Origin of the sequence: Micromonospora parastrephiae (assembly GCF_016802865.1) — a bacterium.
In the GTDB taxonomy this organism is placed as follows: Bacteria; Actinomycetota; Actinomycetes; order Mycobacteriales; family Micromonosporaceae; genus Micromonospora; species Micromonospora parastrephiae.
In genome coordinates this window covers 14,053-30,154 of record NZ_JAEVHM010000057.1, presented here as the reverse complement: position 1 = coordinate 30,154, position 16,102 = coordinate 14,053, and the positions used below count along the sequence as shown (strand labels likewise).

13 protein-coding genes are annotated in these 16,102 nt (G+C 71.6%); 6 read left to right on the top strand and 7 right to left on the bottom strand.

Features of this window, described 5'->3' with window-relative positions:
• Positions 1-98: 98 nt before the first annotated feature.
• Together JNW91_RS33585 and JNW91_RS14275 are read right to left on the bottom strand one after the other, a co-directional pair.
• Complete coding sequence (locus JNW91_RS33585) at positions 99-731, bottom strand: restriction endonuclease (RefSeq protein ID WP_203175443.1); 633 nt, start codon at positions 729-731, stop codon at positions 99-101.
• 228 nt (positions 732-959) lie between these two features.
• The gene (locus JNW91_RS14275) at positions 960-2,738 is read right to left on the bottom strand and encodes an ABC transporter ATP-binding protein (protein ID WP_203175441.1); all 1,779 of its coding nucleotides are present in this window, start codon (positions 2,736-2,738) and stop codon (positions 960-962) included.
• A gap of 95 nt (positions 2,739-2,833) precedes the next feature.
• Here JNW91_RS14275 and JNW91_RS14270 point away from each other — a divergent pair, with 95 nt between their 5' ends.
• Positions 2,834-3,265: a MarR family winged helix-turn-helix transcriptional regulator gene (locus JNW91_RS14270; protein WP_203175439.1), complete on the top strand. Its 432-nt coding sequence runs from the start codon at positions 2,834-2,836 to the stop codon at positions 3,263-3,265.
• A 139-nt stretch (positions 3,266-3,404) separates the two neighbouring features.
• Positions 3,405-5,189 carry an N-acetylglutaminylglutamine amidotransferase gene (locus JNW91_RS14265; RefSeq protein ID WP_203175437.1) on the top strand — a complete coding sequence of 595 codons (1,785 nt, stop codon included), beginning with the start codon at positions 3,405-3,407 and terminating at the stop codon, positions 5,187-5,189.
• A 10-nt stretch (positions 5,190-5,199) separates the two neighbouring features.
• On the opposite strand, the gene JNW91_RS14260 is transcribed toward JNW91_RS14265, so the two are convergent.
• The 3 genes from JNW91_RS14260 to JNW91_RS14250 all read right to left on the bottom strand — a co-directional run bounded on the left by JNW91_RS14260 (position 5,200) and on the right by JNW91_RS14250 (position 10,527).
• Positions 5,200-6,333 (bottom strand): carboxylate-amine ligase, encoded by a 1,134-nt coding sequence (locus tag JNW91_RS14260; RefSeq protein WP_203175428.1) that lies wholly within the window; start codon positions 6,331-6,333, stop codon positions 5,200-5,202.
• Between the two features lie 538 nt (positions 6,334-6,871).
• Entirely contained in the window at positions 6,872-9,100 is a 2,229-nt protein-coding gene (locus JNW91_RS14255) for a discoidin domain-containing protein (protein ID WP_203175424.1), read from the bottom strand.
• Between the two features lie 227 nt (positions 9,101-9,327).
• The gene (locus tag JNW91_RS14250; RefSeq protein WP_203175423.1) at positions 9,328-10,527 is read right to left on the bottom strand and encodes an ROK family transcriptional regulator; all 1,200 of its coding nucleotides are present in this window, start codon (positions 10,525-10,527) and stop codon (positions 9,328-9,330) included.
• Positions 10,528-10,763: 236 nt separating this feature from the next.
• On the opposite strand from JNW91_RS14250, the gene JNW91_RS14245 reads away from it, so the two are divergent.
• The 4 genes from JNW91_RS14245 to JNW91_RS14230 all read left to right on the top strand — a co-directional run bounded on the left by JNW91_RS14245 (position 10,764) and on the right by JNW91_RS14230 (position 15,362).
• Positions 10,764-12,062, top strand: a complete 1,299-nt coding sequence (locus JNW91_RS14245; RefSeq protein WP_203175421.1) for an ABC transporter substrate-binding protein — start codon at positions 10,764-10,766, stop codon at positions 12,060-12,062.
• 69 nt (positions 12,063-12,131) lie between these two features.
• Positions 12,132-13,124, top strand: coding sequence for a carbohydrate ABC transporter permease (locus JNW91_RS14240; RefSeq protein WP_203175419.1), 993 nt, complete (start codon positions 12,132-12,134; stop codon positions 13,122-13,124).
• A complete protein-coding gene (locus tag JNW91_RS14235; RefSeq protein ID WP_203175417.1) occupies positions 13,117-13,956 on the top strand; it encodes a carbohydrate ABC transporter permease in 840 nt (279 codons plus the stop codon). The genes JNW91_RS14240 and JNW91_RS14235 overlap by 8 nt, the downstream gene beginning before the upstream one ends.
• A gap of 29 nt (positions 13,957-13,985) precedes the next feature.
• Complete coding sequence (locus tag JNW91_RS14230; RefSeq protein ID WP_203175415.1) at positions 13,986-15,362, top strand: GH1 family beta-glucosidase; 1,377 nt, start codon at positions 13,986-13,988, stop codon at positions 15,360-15,362.
• Between the two features lie 92 nt (positions 15,363-15,454).
• On the opposite strand, the gene JNW91_RS33580 is transcribed toward JNW91_RS14230, so the two are convergent.
• Complete coding sequence (locus JNW91_RS33580; protein WP_238424973.1) at positions 15,455-15,622, bottom strand: hypothetical protein; 168 nt, start codon at positions 15,620-15,622, stop codon at positions 15,455-15,457.
• Positions 15,613-16,017: a nucleotidyltransferase family protein gene (locus tag JNW91_RS14225; RefSeq protein WP_238424972.1), complete on the bottom strand. Its 405-nt coding sequence runs from the start codon at positions 16,015-16,017 to the stop codon at positions 15,613-15,615. The genes JNW91_RS33580 and JNW91_RS14225 overlap by 10 nt, the downstream gene beginning before the upstream one ends.
• Positions 16,018-16,102: the final 85 nt, after the last annotated feature.

Sequence of the window (16,102 nt, the reverse complement as noted above, 5' to 3'; positions counted from 1 at the left end):
CCACTCCCCCCTCTCCCCCTCCCCTTTCCGAGATCACTTGCTGCTGAGTAGTTGTTCGGCGCTCCCGGCAACTTGGAAGAGGATGTGCACGTCGGACTTCAGCAGCAGGCGTCAGTGCGTCCCGCGATGGATTCCGGCGTGGGTCTTCCCGTCCACGCCCACATCTCCAGCGCGTGCCGGTCGACGAGCGTGATGTTGAGCTGGCGGGCCATCTGGATGCCGTCACCCGCGGTGAAGAAGCTGTTCGTCACGAGCATGCAGATCTCGCCATCGTGGATGTCCCGGCAGGTGCCGGCGAACCGCTGGATCGCGGCACTGCCCACCCGGTTGCTGATGCTCTGCCGCTTGCACTGCACCACGACGCGTCGGCCGTCGGGTGCGATCGCCACGATGTCCGCTCCCCGGTCGCCGGGACCGCCGCACACCTGCACCTTCCGAAACCCGGAGGTGACCAGGATCCGCGCGAACCACTGCTCGAACTCGGGCCCGCTCATCTCGTCGGTCACTGCGATCAGCCTGTCCCGCTGGGCCTGGTCGGCCCGCTCGCGGGCACGCTGCCTCGACACGACAAGACCCACCGCGGTCGCTCCCGCAACGACGAGGCTCGCCAGAAAGACGGTCCAGAATGGATGCCGCTCGACGAAGTCGAGGACCATGCGCAGGAGCACGAAACCGACGACGACACACAGCACAAGACTCCAGCCGTTGACCGACCTGCCGCCACCGGACACGCGGCGGACCGTCGATCTGCGCCGAACACTGCCGGCGCGCCGCCTTCGGTAGTGCGCCCGAACCCGCGCGCCACCCTTCCTGGTGTGTGACCTGACGTACGGCACGAGGCACCTCCCCGTTCGCGGAAGCCTCAGTGTCGCGGCAGCCTCCGACAGACCGCGTGCATGCTCGTCGACAGTGTCAGGTACCCGCCACCTCGGCGCTGCTGAGAGCGAAGGGGCGACGGCTCAGGCGGCCAGTGTCGCGTAGCGGCCGTTGCGGTTCAGCAGGCTGTCGTGGTCGCCGGACTCGACGATCCGGCCGTGGTCGAGCACCGCGATCTGGTCGGCGTCGCGGACCGTGGACAGCCGGTGGGCGATGGTGATCGTGGTGCGTCCCTCGGCGAGCACGTCGAAGGCGCGTTGCACGGCCCGTTCGGTCTCGGTGTCCAGCGCGCTGGTGGCCTCGTCGAGGACCAGGATGCGCGGGTCGCGCAGCAGCGTACGGGCGATGGCGAGGCGTTGCTTCTCGCCGCCGGAGAACCGGTGGCCGCGGGAGCCCACCATGGTGTCGTACCCGTCGGGCAGCCCGGCGATGAGGTCGTGGATCTGGGCGGCGCGGGCGGCGTCCTCGATCTCGGTGTCGGTGGCTTCCGGGCGGGCGTAGCGAAGGTTCTCCCGCACGGTGGTGTGCAGCAGGTACGTCTCCTGGCTGACCACGCCGACGATCGCCGCGAGGTCGGCCAGGCGCAGGTCCCGCAGGTCGATGCCGTCGACGGTGACCCGGCCGGCGTTCGGATCGTGCAGCCGGCTGATCAGCCCGGCGAGGGTGCTCTTGCCGGAGCCGGTCTCGCCGACCAGGGCGAGGCTGGTGCCGGCGGGCACGTCGAGGGTGATCCCGGCGAGCGCGGCGGTGTCGCTGCCCGGGTAGCCGAAGGTGACGTCCTCCAGGCGCAGGTGTCCGCGTACCCGGGCGGGGTCGAGCCGGACCGGCTCGGCGGGGTCGGCCACGTCGACCGGCAGGTCGAGATATTCGAAGATCCGGGCGAACAGCGCCAGTGACGCGGTGAGCGAGACGCCCACGTTGAGCAGACCCATCAGCGGCCGGAACAGGCCGCCCTGCAGGGCGGTGAAGGCGACCAGGGTGCCGATGCTCAGCGTGCCGGCGGCGCCGGGCAGGCCGGCGGCGAGGTAGATGACCGCCGGTACGGCGGCGAAGATGATGCTCATCGAGGCCATCCGCCAGCGGCCGGCCAGCTCGCTGCGCAGCTCCAGGTCGACCAGGCGCGCCGACGAGGCGGTGAACCGGTCGATGAGCGCGGGACCGGTGCCGAGGGTCTTGGCCAACTGCACACCGCTGATCGACAGGCCCTCCTCGACGGTGACGTTGAGGTCGGCGAGTTCGCGTTGCCGCTGGGCGGTGATCTCGCGGCGCATCCGGGCGACCCGGCGGGTCAGCCAGATCGCCGGCGGCAGCACCAGCAGCGAGACGAGGGACAGCTGCCAGGAGAGCGCGACCATGGCGACGGCGGTGGCGACCACGGTGGTGAGGTTGGACGCGACGGCGGTGGCTGTGGAGGTGACCACCGACTGCATGCCGCCGATGTCGTTGGTGATGCGGGACTGCACCTCGCCGGTGCGGGTGCGGGTGAAGAAGCCCAGCGACTGGCGCTGGAGGTGGCTGAAGACGTCGGTGCGCAGCCGGTGCATGACCCGCTGCCCGACCTGGGTGGAGATCCAGGTCTGCACGACGCCGAGGGCGGAGGTCACCGCGGCCACGGCGACCATGCCGAGGACCAGCCAGACCAGCAGGGTCACGTCGCCCTGCGGCAGGGCCCGGTCGATCACGGTACGCAGCAGGAACGGGGTGGCCATCGCGATGATCGAAGAGATCACGATGATCGTGGTGACGGCGGCCAGCGCGGGCCGGTGCGGGGTGAACAGGCGTCCGATGCGGCGCAGGGACACCTGGCGGGCCTGCGTCTTCTCCTCGGCGCTGACGGTGCGGTGGCCGCGGTCGCGGCCCATCGGGGTGGGTTCCAAGGGGGTACTGCCCTTCGATCGGGGATGCTGAGGTTACCTCAACATGAGGTTACAACCGCATCGCCTGCTACCGTATTCCGGTGACCGAGCACACCTCCGACAGCGCCGACGACGAGAGCCTGGCGGAGACGTTCTGGGCTGTGGCGTCCCGATTGCGCCGACAGACGCGGGATTCGCTGGCGCCCTGGGACGTCACCCCCAGCCAGTCCCGAGCGCTCGGCGTGCTGGCCCGGCACGGCGAGGTACGCCCCGGCACCCTCGCCGAGCACCTGCGCATCGCGCCCCGCTCGGCCACCGAGGTCATCGACGACCTCCAGGCCCGGGGGCTCGTCGAACGCCGACCCGACCCGGCCGACCGACGGGCGACCCTCGTCGCGCTCACCGAGGAGGGCGACCGGGTCAGCACCGCCATCCGGACCGCCCGCCGGGCCGAGGCCGACCGCTTCTTCGGCCACCTGGACGACGCCGACCGCACCGAACTGGCCCGCATCCTGCGCACCCTGCGCGCGTGAGGCGCAGGGGGTTTGCCCAGCCCACGCCCGGGTAGCCAGCGCCTCCGCCGATCGGCGGGACCGGCCACCACCGGGCCGGGCGAGGTGACCGGAGGATGCTCGTGCCCCTGGTGTCCCACCTGACCCACGACCTCGGCTGATGTGCGGGATCAGCGGGGAGGCGCGGTTCGACGGCCGGCCACCCGACGCGGCGGCGGTCACCCGGATGACCGAGGCGATGCGCTCTCGCGGCCCGGACGACGAGGGGCTGTTCACCGACGGCTGGGTCACCCTCGGGCACCGCCGGCTGACCATCATCGACCTGTCCGACGCGGGCGGACAGCCCATGGTGCGCGACGACCTGGGCCTGGCGCTGGTCTTCAACGGATGCGTCTACAACTATCCGGAGCTGCGTACGGAGTTGAGCCGCGCCGGGTACGCCTTCCACTCCACCAGCGACACCGAGGTGATCCTGGTGGCGTACGCGCACTGGGGTGACCGCTTCGTCGACCACCTGGTCGGCATGTTCGCGATCGGGCTGGTCGACCGGGTCCGGCGGCGGCTGGTGCTGGCCCGCGACCGGCTCGGCATCAAACCGCTCTACCTCGCCGAGACGCCCGGACGGCTCCGGTTCGCCTCCACCCTGCCCGCGCTGTTGCGGGCCGGCGACGTGGACACCGGCATCGACCCGGTGGCGTTGCACCACTACCTGTCCTGGCACTCCATCGTGCCCGCGCCGCGGACCGTGCTGCGCGGCGTCCGCAAGCTGCCCCCGGCCACCCTGCGGGTCGTGGAGGCGGACGGGCGCAGCCGCGAGGAGGTGTACTGGCGACCCGACTACGTGCGCGAACCGGCGGACGCGGGCATGGACGCCGCCGACTGGCGGGCCGCCGTCGGGGAGGCGCTGCGCACCGCGGTACGCCGACGGCTGGTCGCCGACGTGCCGGTGGGTGTGCTGCTCTCCGGAGGGCTGGACTCCAGCCTCATCGTGGCGCTGCTCGCCGAGGCCGGCCAGCAGCACCTGCGCACGTTCAGCATCGGCTTCGACAGCCGGGGCGGCGAGGCCGGCGACGAGTTCCAGTTCTCCGACCTGGTGGCCCGCGCGTACGACACCGACCACCACCGCATCCAGCTCGCCGACGACGACCTGGTGCCCGCCGTACGACGTGCCGTGCTGGCGATGGCCGAACCGATGGGCAGCCACGACGTGGTCGCCTTCCACCTGCTGTCCGAGCAGGTGGCGCGGCACGTGAAGGTGGCCCAGTCGGGGCAGGGCGCCGACGAGGTGTTCGCCGGCTACGGCTACCACCAGCCGCTGGTCGAGGCGCCCCGGCACAGCGCCGCGGAGACGTTCGCCGCCGCGTTCTTCGACCGCGACCACGACGAGTTGCGCCGCATCGTCGGCCCGGCGTACGCGCTGGAGCACGACGCCAGCCGCGACCTGCTCACCGAACACCTCGCCGCGCCCGGTGCGCAGACCGCGCTGGACGCCGTGCTGCGCCTGGACACCCATCTGATGCTGCCCGACGATCCGGTGAAGCGGGTGGACAACATGAGCATGGCGTGGGGCCTGGAGGTGCGGACACCGTTCCTCGACCAGGACCTGGTCACCCTCGCCGCGCACTGTCCCCCGGAGCACAAGGTGGCGCAGGGCGGCAAGGGCGTGCTCAAGGAGGTCGCCCGGGAGGTGCTGCCGGCCGAGGTGATCGACCGGCCGAAGGGCTACTTCCCGGTTCCGGCGCTGCGCAACGTGGACGGGCCGGTGCGCGAGCTGGTCGCCGAGGCGTTGCAGGCGCCGGTCGCGCGCGAGCGGGGGCTGTTCCGATCGGAGTACGTGGCGCGGCTGCTCGCCGAGCCGGACCGGGCCGAGGCGGCGGCCGGCAGCAACAAGCTGTGGCAGCTCGGCCTGCTGGAGCTGTGGCTGCAGACCCACGACATCCGGTGAGCACCGCCGGTCAGCCGGCGGCGGTGCGGGCGGCGAGGTCGTCGATGACCGCGCGCAGGTCGCCGGTACGCTCCAACACCCGACGCTGCCGGGTCGCGCCGGTGCCGTCGCGCCGCAGCCGGGCCAGTTGCGCCAGCACGTACCCCAGGTCGCCGTGGCGCAGCAGGGCGGGCGCGATCACCGCCATCAGGTCGTCGACGAGGTCCCAGGCCGGCCGGGCGCCGCCGGCGCGCAGGTCGATGAGGTTGCCGTCGAGGCCGTCGTGGGCGGCCCGCCAGTGCGCCGCGGCGACCAGACAGTCCCGGACGGGCGGGGCCAGCACGTCGGCGCGCACGTCGTCGGCGAGTGTGGCGACGAGGGACCGGACCAGCGCGGCGACCAGCACCGCGTCGTCCACGTCCGGGCAGACGTCGCCGACCCGCACCTCCACCGTCGGGTACGCCGACGACGGCCGGGCGTACCAGTAGACCATCGCGGCGTCGAGCATGATGCCGGCGGCGATCAGCTCGTCGACCGTGCGGTCGTAGTCGGCGGCGGAGTCGAAGTACGGCGTCGGGCCGATGCTGGGCCAGCGTTCCAGCTGCATCGACCGCCAGCTGGCGTGGCCGGTGTCGTGCCCGTCGTGCAGCGGCGAGTTGGTGGTGATCGCCTGCACGACCGGCAGCCACACCCGCAGGTGGTTGCAGACCTGCACGGCCAGCTCGCGGTCGGGCAGACCGACGTGCACGTGGCAGCCGCAGACCGCGGGGTCGTGCGCCACCGGCCCGTACCGGCGCGACATGGCGTGGTAGCGCGGTTTGTCGGGCACCGTCCGGTGCGGCTCGGCCATCGGGGTGGCGCCGACGGCCACGAGCCGGGCTCCGGCGGCCGTGGCGGCCTCGACGGCGGAGCGGCGCAGCGTCACCAGGTGCGCGCGCAGTTCGGTGAGATCGGCGCAGACCGGGGTGACCATCTCGACCATGCTGTGCCGGAACTCCTGGCGGCTCTGGTCGCGGGCGGGTCCGCGCAGCGCGGCGAGCACCTGGTCGGCAACCGGCAGGTTGCGTCCGCTGTCCGGGTCGAGCAGCAGGTACTCCTCCTCGACGCCGAGTGTGAGGGTGGACAGGTCGGGCACGGTGTCGGCGACGGTCGGACGGTACGCCATGGCCTCTCCCCATCCACTGCTGCGGCTGGCGCCTCGGGTTCCCGACCGGCCGGGCGGCAAACGCGCGCTCAGGACGTCGCCAGGGCCGCCGCGCGTGCGCTGCGGCAGGCCGGCTCGGCCCGTGTTGTCCGTTCCGGCGACGACTGTCCGGTACGACTCGACGGGCTCCCCGCTGCCGCCGAGCCGGGCCAGCAGGTCGCCCGGTCGCGCTGGCACCCTCGGGTGGCACGCCTTTGCTCTGCTTCAACGGACGCAACGAAAGGGTGGTCTGATGTTGCGTGGGTTGAAGCAGAGCAAAGGGCCCGCGACACCTGGGCGCCGCCCACCCCCGTCGGCGGGCCGCGGGCCGCTGGCCCTGGCCGTGGCCGTGGCGCAGCCATCGCCCGGACAGCGGCCGGCCACACGGGCCGGCGACACGTGCGGATGCTTGAGGCGGCGCGACCGAGGCCGCCCGGTCTCGGCGGGACGGGCCGGCTCGGCCCGCGGTGCGACCCGACCGGCCCGGTCCGTGGGACGACCGGGCCGGCGGGCGCCCCGGTCAGGGGTAGGTGGTCAGGTACACCGTCTGGTTGGCCGCGTTCGCGGTGCCACCAGCGTTGTTGATCACCCGATTGATGGTGCCGACGCCACCGAGCGAGACGGTGACCATGTTCGTGAAGCGCACGTTCGGGTTGGTGGGCACCTCGAAGGACCGTTCCTCGACCACCGCGGGGTTGACGTTGAAGTAGCTGTAGCTGCCCAGCCCGAACGCCTGGTGGCTGGTCACCGAATCGGCGACCTTGTACGCGGCGTATCCCCGGGTCGACCCGTTCATCCAGGCCGCCTGGTTCGGCACGTCGTACGGCAGCTCGTTCTGGTAGAAGTACGTCCGCCCACCGTTGCCGTTCCAGACGGTCTGGTACTTCTGGTAGTGCTCGACGAAGAGGCCGTACATGGTGACGTTGTCGCCGTTGACGGTGAGGCCGGTGTCGGCGGTGTTCAGCGTCCACCCGGTGGGTACGCCGCTGGCGGCGTGGTCGGCCCGCCACAGCCACATGTGGTCGCCGATCACGTTGTCGCTGTTGACGGTCAACGTGTTGGTGGCCTTGCCGACGTGTGGTCCGCCGATGCGGAAGAACACGTCGTGCAGCGAGGTCGGGTTCGCGGCGTGGCTCGCGGACGAGCCGGTCGGACCGACCTCCATGAGCACCGGCGAGTTCGTGGTGCCGGCCTCGAACATGATGCCGGCGACCTTGACGCCGTCCACGTCAGCCACCCGCATCGCGACGGTGCCGTTGTCGGCCTGGATGGTGGCCAGGCCGAGGCCGAGGATCACCGTGTCGGCCCGGTTGACCTGGATCGGCTCGGTGACGTGGTGCACGCCCGGGGTGAAGAGCAGGTGCCTGCCCTGGGCGAGGGCAGCGTTGATGGTGGCCGCGCTGGTGCCGGGCTGGACGACGAAGAACTGCGACAGCGAGATGGACGAGCCGGCGGGGGTCTTGTTGTACCAGCTCGTGCCGGTCGAGTTGGTGCGCAGCGCCGGCACGAACACCCGGTACTCACCGGTGCCGTCGACGTAGAGGAACGGCTTCTCCCGTACCTGCGGGGTCTGCGCGATGACGGTGTGCGACGGGTTGGGGAAGCTCGGCGGCGGTGCGCCGGTGACGCCCTGGAACACCATGTTCCACACCGAGCCGGTCCAGCCGTTGCCGAACTCGCTGTTGCGGGAGTACCACTGCTGCTGCGAGCCGGAGACGACCAGGCCGTCGATACGGGTGTCGGCCAGCAGGCCGCCGCTGGACCAGCCGTCGCCGCCGTTCCAGAGCTGGATCTGGTTCTGCGCGCCGCGCAGGTGCATCCGTCGGTACGGCGCGGCCTGCGACACCGCCCAGCGCTCCACGGTCTGGCCGGCGGGCAGGGTGACCGAGAGGTTCTCGGCGGCCCGCCAGAAGTTCTGGGTGGCGTTGCCGCCCATCCAGAACGCCTCGGTGCGGACGTGGCCGTTGAGGTTGACGTCGTCCGGGCTCATGCCGAGGCCGGCGACCTGGGTGAAGAAGCCGAGGTTGACGTCGGCGGTGTAGGTGCCCGGCTTGAACAGCACCGCGTAGCGCTGCGGGCCGAACTGGTTGGTCTCCTGCTGGGTGAAGAGCGTGTTCAGTCGACTCTGGATGGTCGAGGTGGGGGTGCTCGGGTCGAAGACGAACGTGTTCGGCCCGAGGTTGGGGTTGCGCGGGTCGGTGGGCGTGACCGGTGGTTCGCCGGTGCCGCCGCCGGTCTCGCCGTAGACCTGGAACTCCCAGAGCGAGTAGCCGTAGCCGGTGCCCCGGGCGGTGCCGTACATGCGGACGTAGCGGCCGGCGCCGGAGACGGTGAGGTTCTGGGTGCCGCCGGTGCCGGTGGTGGTGGAGTAGATCGTGGTCCAGGTGGACCCGTTGTCGGACGTCTGGAGCTGGAAGGCCCGTCCGTAGGCGCCCTCCCAGAGCAGGTTGACCTGGGTAATGGTGGCTCGGGCACCGAGGTCGACCTGGAGCCACTGCGGGTCGCTGAACGCGCTGGACCAGCGGGTGCCGGTGTTGCCGTCGACCGCGGCGGCGGCCGGGGTGCCGGCGTTCTCGGTGGACGAGGCGGTGGCGGGGCGCCCCTGGGAGAGCAGGGTGGGGGCGGCCTGCGCAGGGGTGGTGGCGCCGGTCGGCGTGAGCGCCGCGACCAGGGCCACGGTGAGGCCGAGGAGCAGGTGCCGGACGGTCCGCCGGGGGCGCGGGCGTACGGATGTAGCGCGAGATGTCATGACATCGCCTGTCGATAGGGGGTTACGGGGTGCCACGCGGATGGGATCGGCTCGCCCCGTGGCGCCGTGGGTGGTGCCGCCGAGGCGGCGTCGTGGGGCGGAGAGCGCTCTCGTGTGAGTGTTACGGCGCGATTGCGACGGCGTCAAGACATCGATCTATAACACCGTTATTTATCCTGAGGATTCTTTTTGTGTAATTCGCCGTCGGGTGGTGCGGTCGTTCCCGCTCAGCGGCGGACGCCGCCGTCGGTGAGGAAGCGGGCGATCGGGAGCGTCGCCGCGCCCAGCGCCACCGCGTCCACTCCCAGGCGGCACAGCTCGATCGACGCCTGCTCGTACGGCTGGCGCAGCGCCTGCCGGCCGGCGGCCTCCCGAACGGCCGGCAGCAGGTCGCCCAGCGCCATCGCCGCCCAACCGCCGAGCACCACCCGCTCGGGGTTGAACAGGTTGATCAGGTTGGCCACCCCGGCGCCCAGGTAACCGGCGGTGTCGTCCAGCACCCGACGGGCCGTGGCCGAGGTCTCGGCGGCGGCGACCAGCGCGGCGAGCTGCGACTCCTCGTCCTCGCCCGGCACCGGTCGACCCCGGCGCGCCTCCCGGTACCGGTCGATGATCGCCTCCGCGCCCACGTACGCCTCAAGGCAGCCACGGGCGCCGCACCGGCAGGTCCGGCCGCCGTACACCAGGGTGGTGTGCCCCCACTCCCCCGCGCTGCTGGACGCGCCCCGGTAGGTGGCGCCGTTGGTCACCACCGACGCGCCCACACCGGAGCCGACCAGCGCGAAGACGGCATGCCGGGCGCCGTGCCCGGCACCGAACCACATCTCCGCCTGACCGAGGGTCTTCGCGCCGTTGTCGATGTGCAGCGGCAGGTCGGTGCCGGCGCCGATCAGGCGTTCCAGCGGCACCCGGTCCCAGCCGAGGGCCTGGGCGTGCACGACGGCCTCGACGCCCTGCTCGACCACCCCGGAGACGCCGATGCCGACGCCGAGCACGTCGGCGGGGGCGACGCCGGCCTCCCCGGTCACCGCGTCGATGCCGGCCAGCACGTGCCCGGCCACGACGTCGGGTTCGGTGCGCGCCGGGTCGAGCGGGTACTCGATGCTGGCCAGCAGGGTCATCGCGAAGTCGAACAGCTCGACCCGGACGCGGGTCTCGCCCACGTCCACGCCGACCACGAAGGCGAAGCGGGGCGCGATCCGCAGCAGCATGCTGGGTCGGCCACCGTCGGACTCGGCGGCCCCCGCCTCGGCGACCAGCCCCTCGTCGATCAGGTCGGCCACCACGTTGCTCACCGCCGGCTGGCTCAGCCCGGTGCTGCGTACCAGGTCCTGGCGGGTGAGCGGGCCGTCGAGGAAGAGCTTGGTCAGCAGGGCGGACCGGTTGCGCAGCCGTACGCTGCGGTTGGTGGCACGCACCAGCTCCACTCGGCACCTCGTTCCCGTCGGCCGTTCGAGGCGACTGTAACCGCCCCGTGCTTGACGACCCACCGACCAGCAACTTTAATGACGACATAAATTAAGCCGTGATGTAACCCCCGGGAAACGCCGACGGACCCCGACGGCGCACCCCCGAACCCTGTTCCGCAGCCGGCCGCCGTCGCCCCGACCCCTATCGACGACGGAGCCCGGCGGACCCCCACCACGCACCGGAAGGGCAGACCGTGTCGAGACGACACCTCGGGATATTCACCGCCGCCGTACTGGCGGCCGCGTCACTGACCGCCTGCGGCGGCTCCGGCGACGACTCCGCCGCATCGCCCAAGACGCTGACCTACTGGGCCAGCAACCAGGGCGCCAGCCTGGAGGCCGACAAGACCATCCTCCAGCCGGAGCTGGACAAGTTCGAGAAGCAGACCGGGATCAAGGTCACCGTCGAGGTGGTCCCGTGGTCGGACCTGCTCAACCGCCTGCTGGCCGCCGCCGCCTCCGGCAAGGGCCCGGACGTGGTCAACATCGGCAACACCTGGTCGGCGTCGTTGCAGGCCACCGGCGCGCTCGTCGAGTTCGACGACGCCACCCTGCAGGCCGTCGGCGGCAAGGACCGGATCGTGCCCGCCGCGCTCGCCGCCGCCGGCGCCCCCGGCAAGCCGCCGGCCGCCGTGCCGCTCTACAGCATGGCGTACAGCCTGTACTACAACAAGAAGTCCTTCGCCGACGCCGGCATCACCGCACCCCCGACCACCTGGGAGCAGCTCGCCGAGTACGGCAAGAAGCTGAGCACCGGCGGCAAGTGGGGCCTGGCGATCGAGGGGGCCAACCCGTCGGAGAACGCCCACCACGCCTTCACCTTCAGCCAGCAGTACGGCGGCGAGTGGTTCGACTCGGCCGGCAAGCCGACCTTCGACACCCCGCAGAACGTCTCGGCGATCAAGCGGTACATCGACTTCATGGCCGCCGACAAGATCACCAACCCGAGCAACGCCGAGTACGCGCAGAACCAGTCGGTCTCCGACTTCGCCAACGGCAAGGCCGCCATGCTGCTGTGGCAGTCCGCCGGGTCCAACCTGAAGACGCAGAACATGCCCGCCGACGCGTACGGCGTGGCCCCGGTGCCGTTCCTGGCCAGCCCGCCGGCCGGCGGCAAGAAGGTCAACAGCATGGTCGCCGGCATCAACATGGCGGTCTTCAAGCACACCAAGAACCGCGACGGCGCGCTGAGCTTCGTGAAGTTCATGACCAGCGACGAGGAGCAGACGATCCTCAACAAGACGTACGGCTCGCTGCCGGCGGTGAAGACCGCGGGCGCCGACCCGGCGTTCAGCGCCGTGGAGCAGAAGACCATCCAGGACACCCTGGTCACCACCGCGGCTCCGCTGCCGCAGGTGCCCGACGAGAGCACCTTCGAGACCCTGGTCGGCACCGCGATGAAGGAGCTGTTCGCCGACGCGGCCAGCGGCAAGCCCGTCACCGAGGCGTCGGTGAAGGCGAAGCTGACCGACGCGCAGCAGAAGATGCGCTGACCCAGGCGTCACCGGTGCCGTGGTCGGGTGTTGAGCCCGGCCACGGCCACCGCCTCCGAGAGGACCCCGATGGCAACCAGCACCACCGCGCCGGACGCCGACCGACGCGAACCCCGGGCCGGGTCACCCGCCCGGGAGGCCCCGCGCCGGCCCCGTGGCCCGCGCCGCTCGCTCCTGCCGTACCTGCTGCTCGCCCCGGCCATCGTGCTGGAACTCGCCATCCACGTGATCCCGATGGTGGTCGGGGTCTGGATGAGCCTGCTGGAGCTGACCCAGTTCCACATCCGCGACTGGTCCACCGCGCCCTTCGTCGGGCTGGAGAACTACCGGGCGACGCTCGACCTCAACAGCGCCGCCGGCAAGGAACTGCTGCACTCGTTCTGGGTCACCCTGGTCTACAGCGTGCTCTCGGTCGGGTTCGCCTGGCTGCTCGGCATCTCCGCGGCGGTGGTGCTGCAACGGCCGTTCCGGGGGCGGGCCATCCTGCGGGCGCTGTTCCTCACCCCGTACGCCCTGCCGGTCTACACCGCCGTGATCACCTGGAGCTTCCTGCTGCAACGCGACACCGGCCTGGTCAACCACGTGCTCGTCGACCAGCTCGGTCTGCTGAACGACCGGCCGTTCTGGCTGATCGGCGACAACAGCTTCTGGTCGCTGCTGGTGGTGTCGGTCTGGCGCAACTGGCCGTTCGCGTTCCTCTGCCTGATGGCCGGTCTGCAGAACGTCCCCGGCGAGCTGTACGAGGCCGCCGCGATCGACGGCGCCGGGTTCTGGCGTCGACTGCGCTCGGTCACCCTGCCCATGCTGCGGCCGGTGAACCTGGTGCTGCTGCTGGTGCTGTTCCTGTGGACGTTCAACGACTTCAACACCCCGTACGTGCTCTTCGGCGGCTCGGCGCCCGAGCAGGCCGACCTGATCTCCATCCACATCTACCGCAGCTCGTTCAAGACCTGGGACTTCGGGTCCGGCTCGGCGATGTCGGTGGCGCTACTGCTGTTCCTGCTGGTCGTCTCGGCCGCGTACCTGCTGATCACCAACCGTCGGAGGGACGACCATGCGTGAGACCGCCGGTGAGCGCTGGGGCCGGCGCATCGTGCTGACCCTGCTCACCCTGTTCGTCGTCATCCCGCTGTACGTGATGGTCACCTCGGCGGCGAAGCCGTTGCAGGACGTGCAGAACGGTTTCACCTGGTGGCCCAGCCGGCCCACCCTGCAACCGTTCGTCGACATGTGGAGCACCGTGCCACTGGCCCGGTACCTGGTGAACAGCCTCGTGGTGTCGAGCGTCGCGGCGGTCTGCTCGGTGGCGGTGGCCATCTTCGCCGCGTTCGCGGTCAGCCGCTACCGGTTCCGTGGGCGCGGCGTCTTCTCGGTGACGGTGCTGTCCACCCAGATGTTCCCCGGCATCCTGTTCCTGCTGCCGCTGTTCCTCATCTACGTCAACCTGGGCAACGCCACCGGCATCGAGCTGTACGCCAGCCGCACCGGCCTGGTGATCACGTACCTGACCTTCTCGCTGCCGTTCTCGATCTGGATGCTGGTCGGCTACTTCGACTCGATCCCCCGGGGGCTGGACGAGGCGGCGCAGGTCGACGGGGCCGGGCCGCTGCGGATCCTGTTCCGGGTCATCCTGCCGGCCGCCGTGCCCGGCGTCGTCGCGGTCACCGTGTACGCGTTCATGACCGCCTGGGGTGAGGTGCTCTTCGCCTCGGTGATGACCGACGAGGGCAGCCGCACCCTGGCCGTCGGCCTGCAGGGCTACTCCACCCAGTTCAACGTCTACTGGAACCAGATCATGGCCGCCTCGCTGGTGGTCAGCATCCCGGTCGTCGCCGGATTCCTGGCCCTTCAGCGGTACTTCGTCGCCGGTCTCACCGCCGGCGCGGTCAAGTGAGCCATCCAACCCCAGAGGAGAACCGTCCCGTGCCCGACCTGTCCAAGCTGCCACCCGACTTCCTCTGGGGCGTGGCCACCGCGGCGTACCAGATCGAGGGGGCCGTCGACGTCGACGGTCGGTCGCCGTCCATCTGGGACACCTTCTCGGCTACCCCCGGCAAGGTCGACAACGGCGACACCGGCGCGGTGGCGTGCGACCACTACCACCGGTGGCCGGAGGACCTGGCGCTGCTGCGCCGGCTCGGCGTGGACGCGTACCGGTTCTCGGTGGCGTGGCCGCGGGTGATGCCCGACGGCGTCGGGCGGGTCAACCCGGCGGGGCTGGACTTCTACGACCGGCTCGTCGACACGCTGCTCGCCGACGGCGTCCGGCCGTTCGTCACGCTCTACCACTGGGATCTGCCGCAGGTCCTCCAGGACTCCGGTGGCTGGCCGGAGCGCGCCACCGCCGAGGCGTTCGCCGACTACGCGGCGGTGGTCGCCGGCCGCCTCGGTGACCGGGTGGCCGACTGGTGCACCGTCAACGAGCCGCTCTGCGTGTGCTGGATCGGGCACCTGGAGGGGAACATGGCCCCCGGCGAGCGGGACCTGACCCGCGCCGTGCACGCCTCGCACCACGTGCTGCTCGGGCACGGCCTGGCCACCCAGGCGATCCGCGCCAACGCCGCCCGGCCGGCCTCGGTCGGCCTGGTGCTCAACCTCAGCCCGATCGAGGCGGCCACCGACCGGCCCGAGGATGTCGCGGCGGCCCGACGGGCCGACGGGCACGTCAACCGGTGGTGGCTGGACCCGATCCACGGGCGCGGCTACCCCGCCGACATGATCGCGACCTACGGCGTCGAGCCGCCGGTACGCGACGACGACCTGTCGGTGATCGCCACGCCCACCGACTTCCTCGGGGTGAACTACTACTTCCGTCAGCTCGTCGTCGACGACCCGACCGGCGCGGCGCCGTACGCCCGGCAGGTGCCGGTGCCCGGCTCGGTGGAGACCGCGATGGGCTGGGAGGTGTGTCCGGAGGGGTTGGAGCGACTGCTGGTCGACGTGCACGAGGAGTACCGGCCGGCGCGGATCATCGTCACCGAGAGCGGCTCGGCGTGGCCGGACGAGGTCACCGTGGACGGCACGGTGCAGGACAAGGAGCGTACCGACCACCTGGAGCAGCACCTGGCGGCCTGCGCGGCGGCGGTGGCCCGGGGGGTGCCGTTGGACGGCTACTTCGTCTGGTCGCTGCTGGACAACTTCGAGTGGGCGTACGGCTACGACAAGCGCTTCGGGCTGGTGCACGTGGACTACGCCACCCAGCGCCGGACGGTGAAGGCCAGCGGTCTGCGCTACGCCGAGCTGATCCGCGCCCACCAGCGTCTCGCCGGTGCGACCGGCGCCGCCACGCCGGTGGCCTGAGACGGGGGCGGTGAGGCCGGCCGGCCGGGGCTGCCGTTTCGACGGTCCCGGGCGGCCCTCGCCGTCGCGGCGCTGACCCGACCGGTCGCGCCTCAGGGCCGAGGCAGGTGGGCCGGGGTGTCCACGTCGACCGGGGAACCGGCGTCGTCGCACGGCACCTCGACCACCAGCTCCGGCCGGGCGCGCAGCAGGTCGCGGGCGCCCCGGTCACCGACGGCGTACCGGTCCAGCAGCGGCCAGGTCTCCCGGCTCAGCAGCACCGGATGCCCCGGCCGGCGTCGTACGTGGCGACGGCGACGACCGCGCCGCGCGCGTAGGCCGCCCGTACCCGGCGGACCGCCACCGGGCTGAGCGACGGCTGGTCGACGAGGACCACCACGGCCGCCGGCACGTCGACCGGCAACGAGGCCAGACCTCGGCGCAGCGACGAGCCCAGTCCCTCGGCCCAGCGGTCGTGGCGTACGGTCACCGCACCGGGCAGGGCGGGTACCTCGTCCGCGCCCGCGCCGAGCACCACGTGCACCGGCGCGCAGCCGCCGACGCTCAGCAGTCGGATTCCCCGTCGCACCAGCGGCTCCCCGGCCATCTCGACGAGGGCCTTCGGCCGGCCGTAGCGCCGCCCTGCGCCGGCGGCCAGCAGCAGTCCGGCCGTCATCGGGTCACCTCCCGCCAGATGGCATTCGCGTTATTCGCCCCTATTTGTGCCTGTAAGGCTAATCTGGGCGCGTGCAGGGCGGACC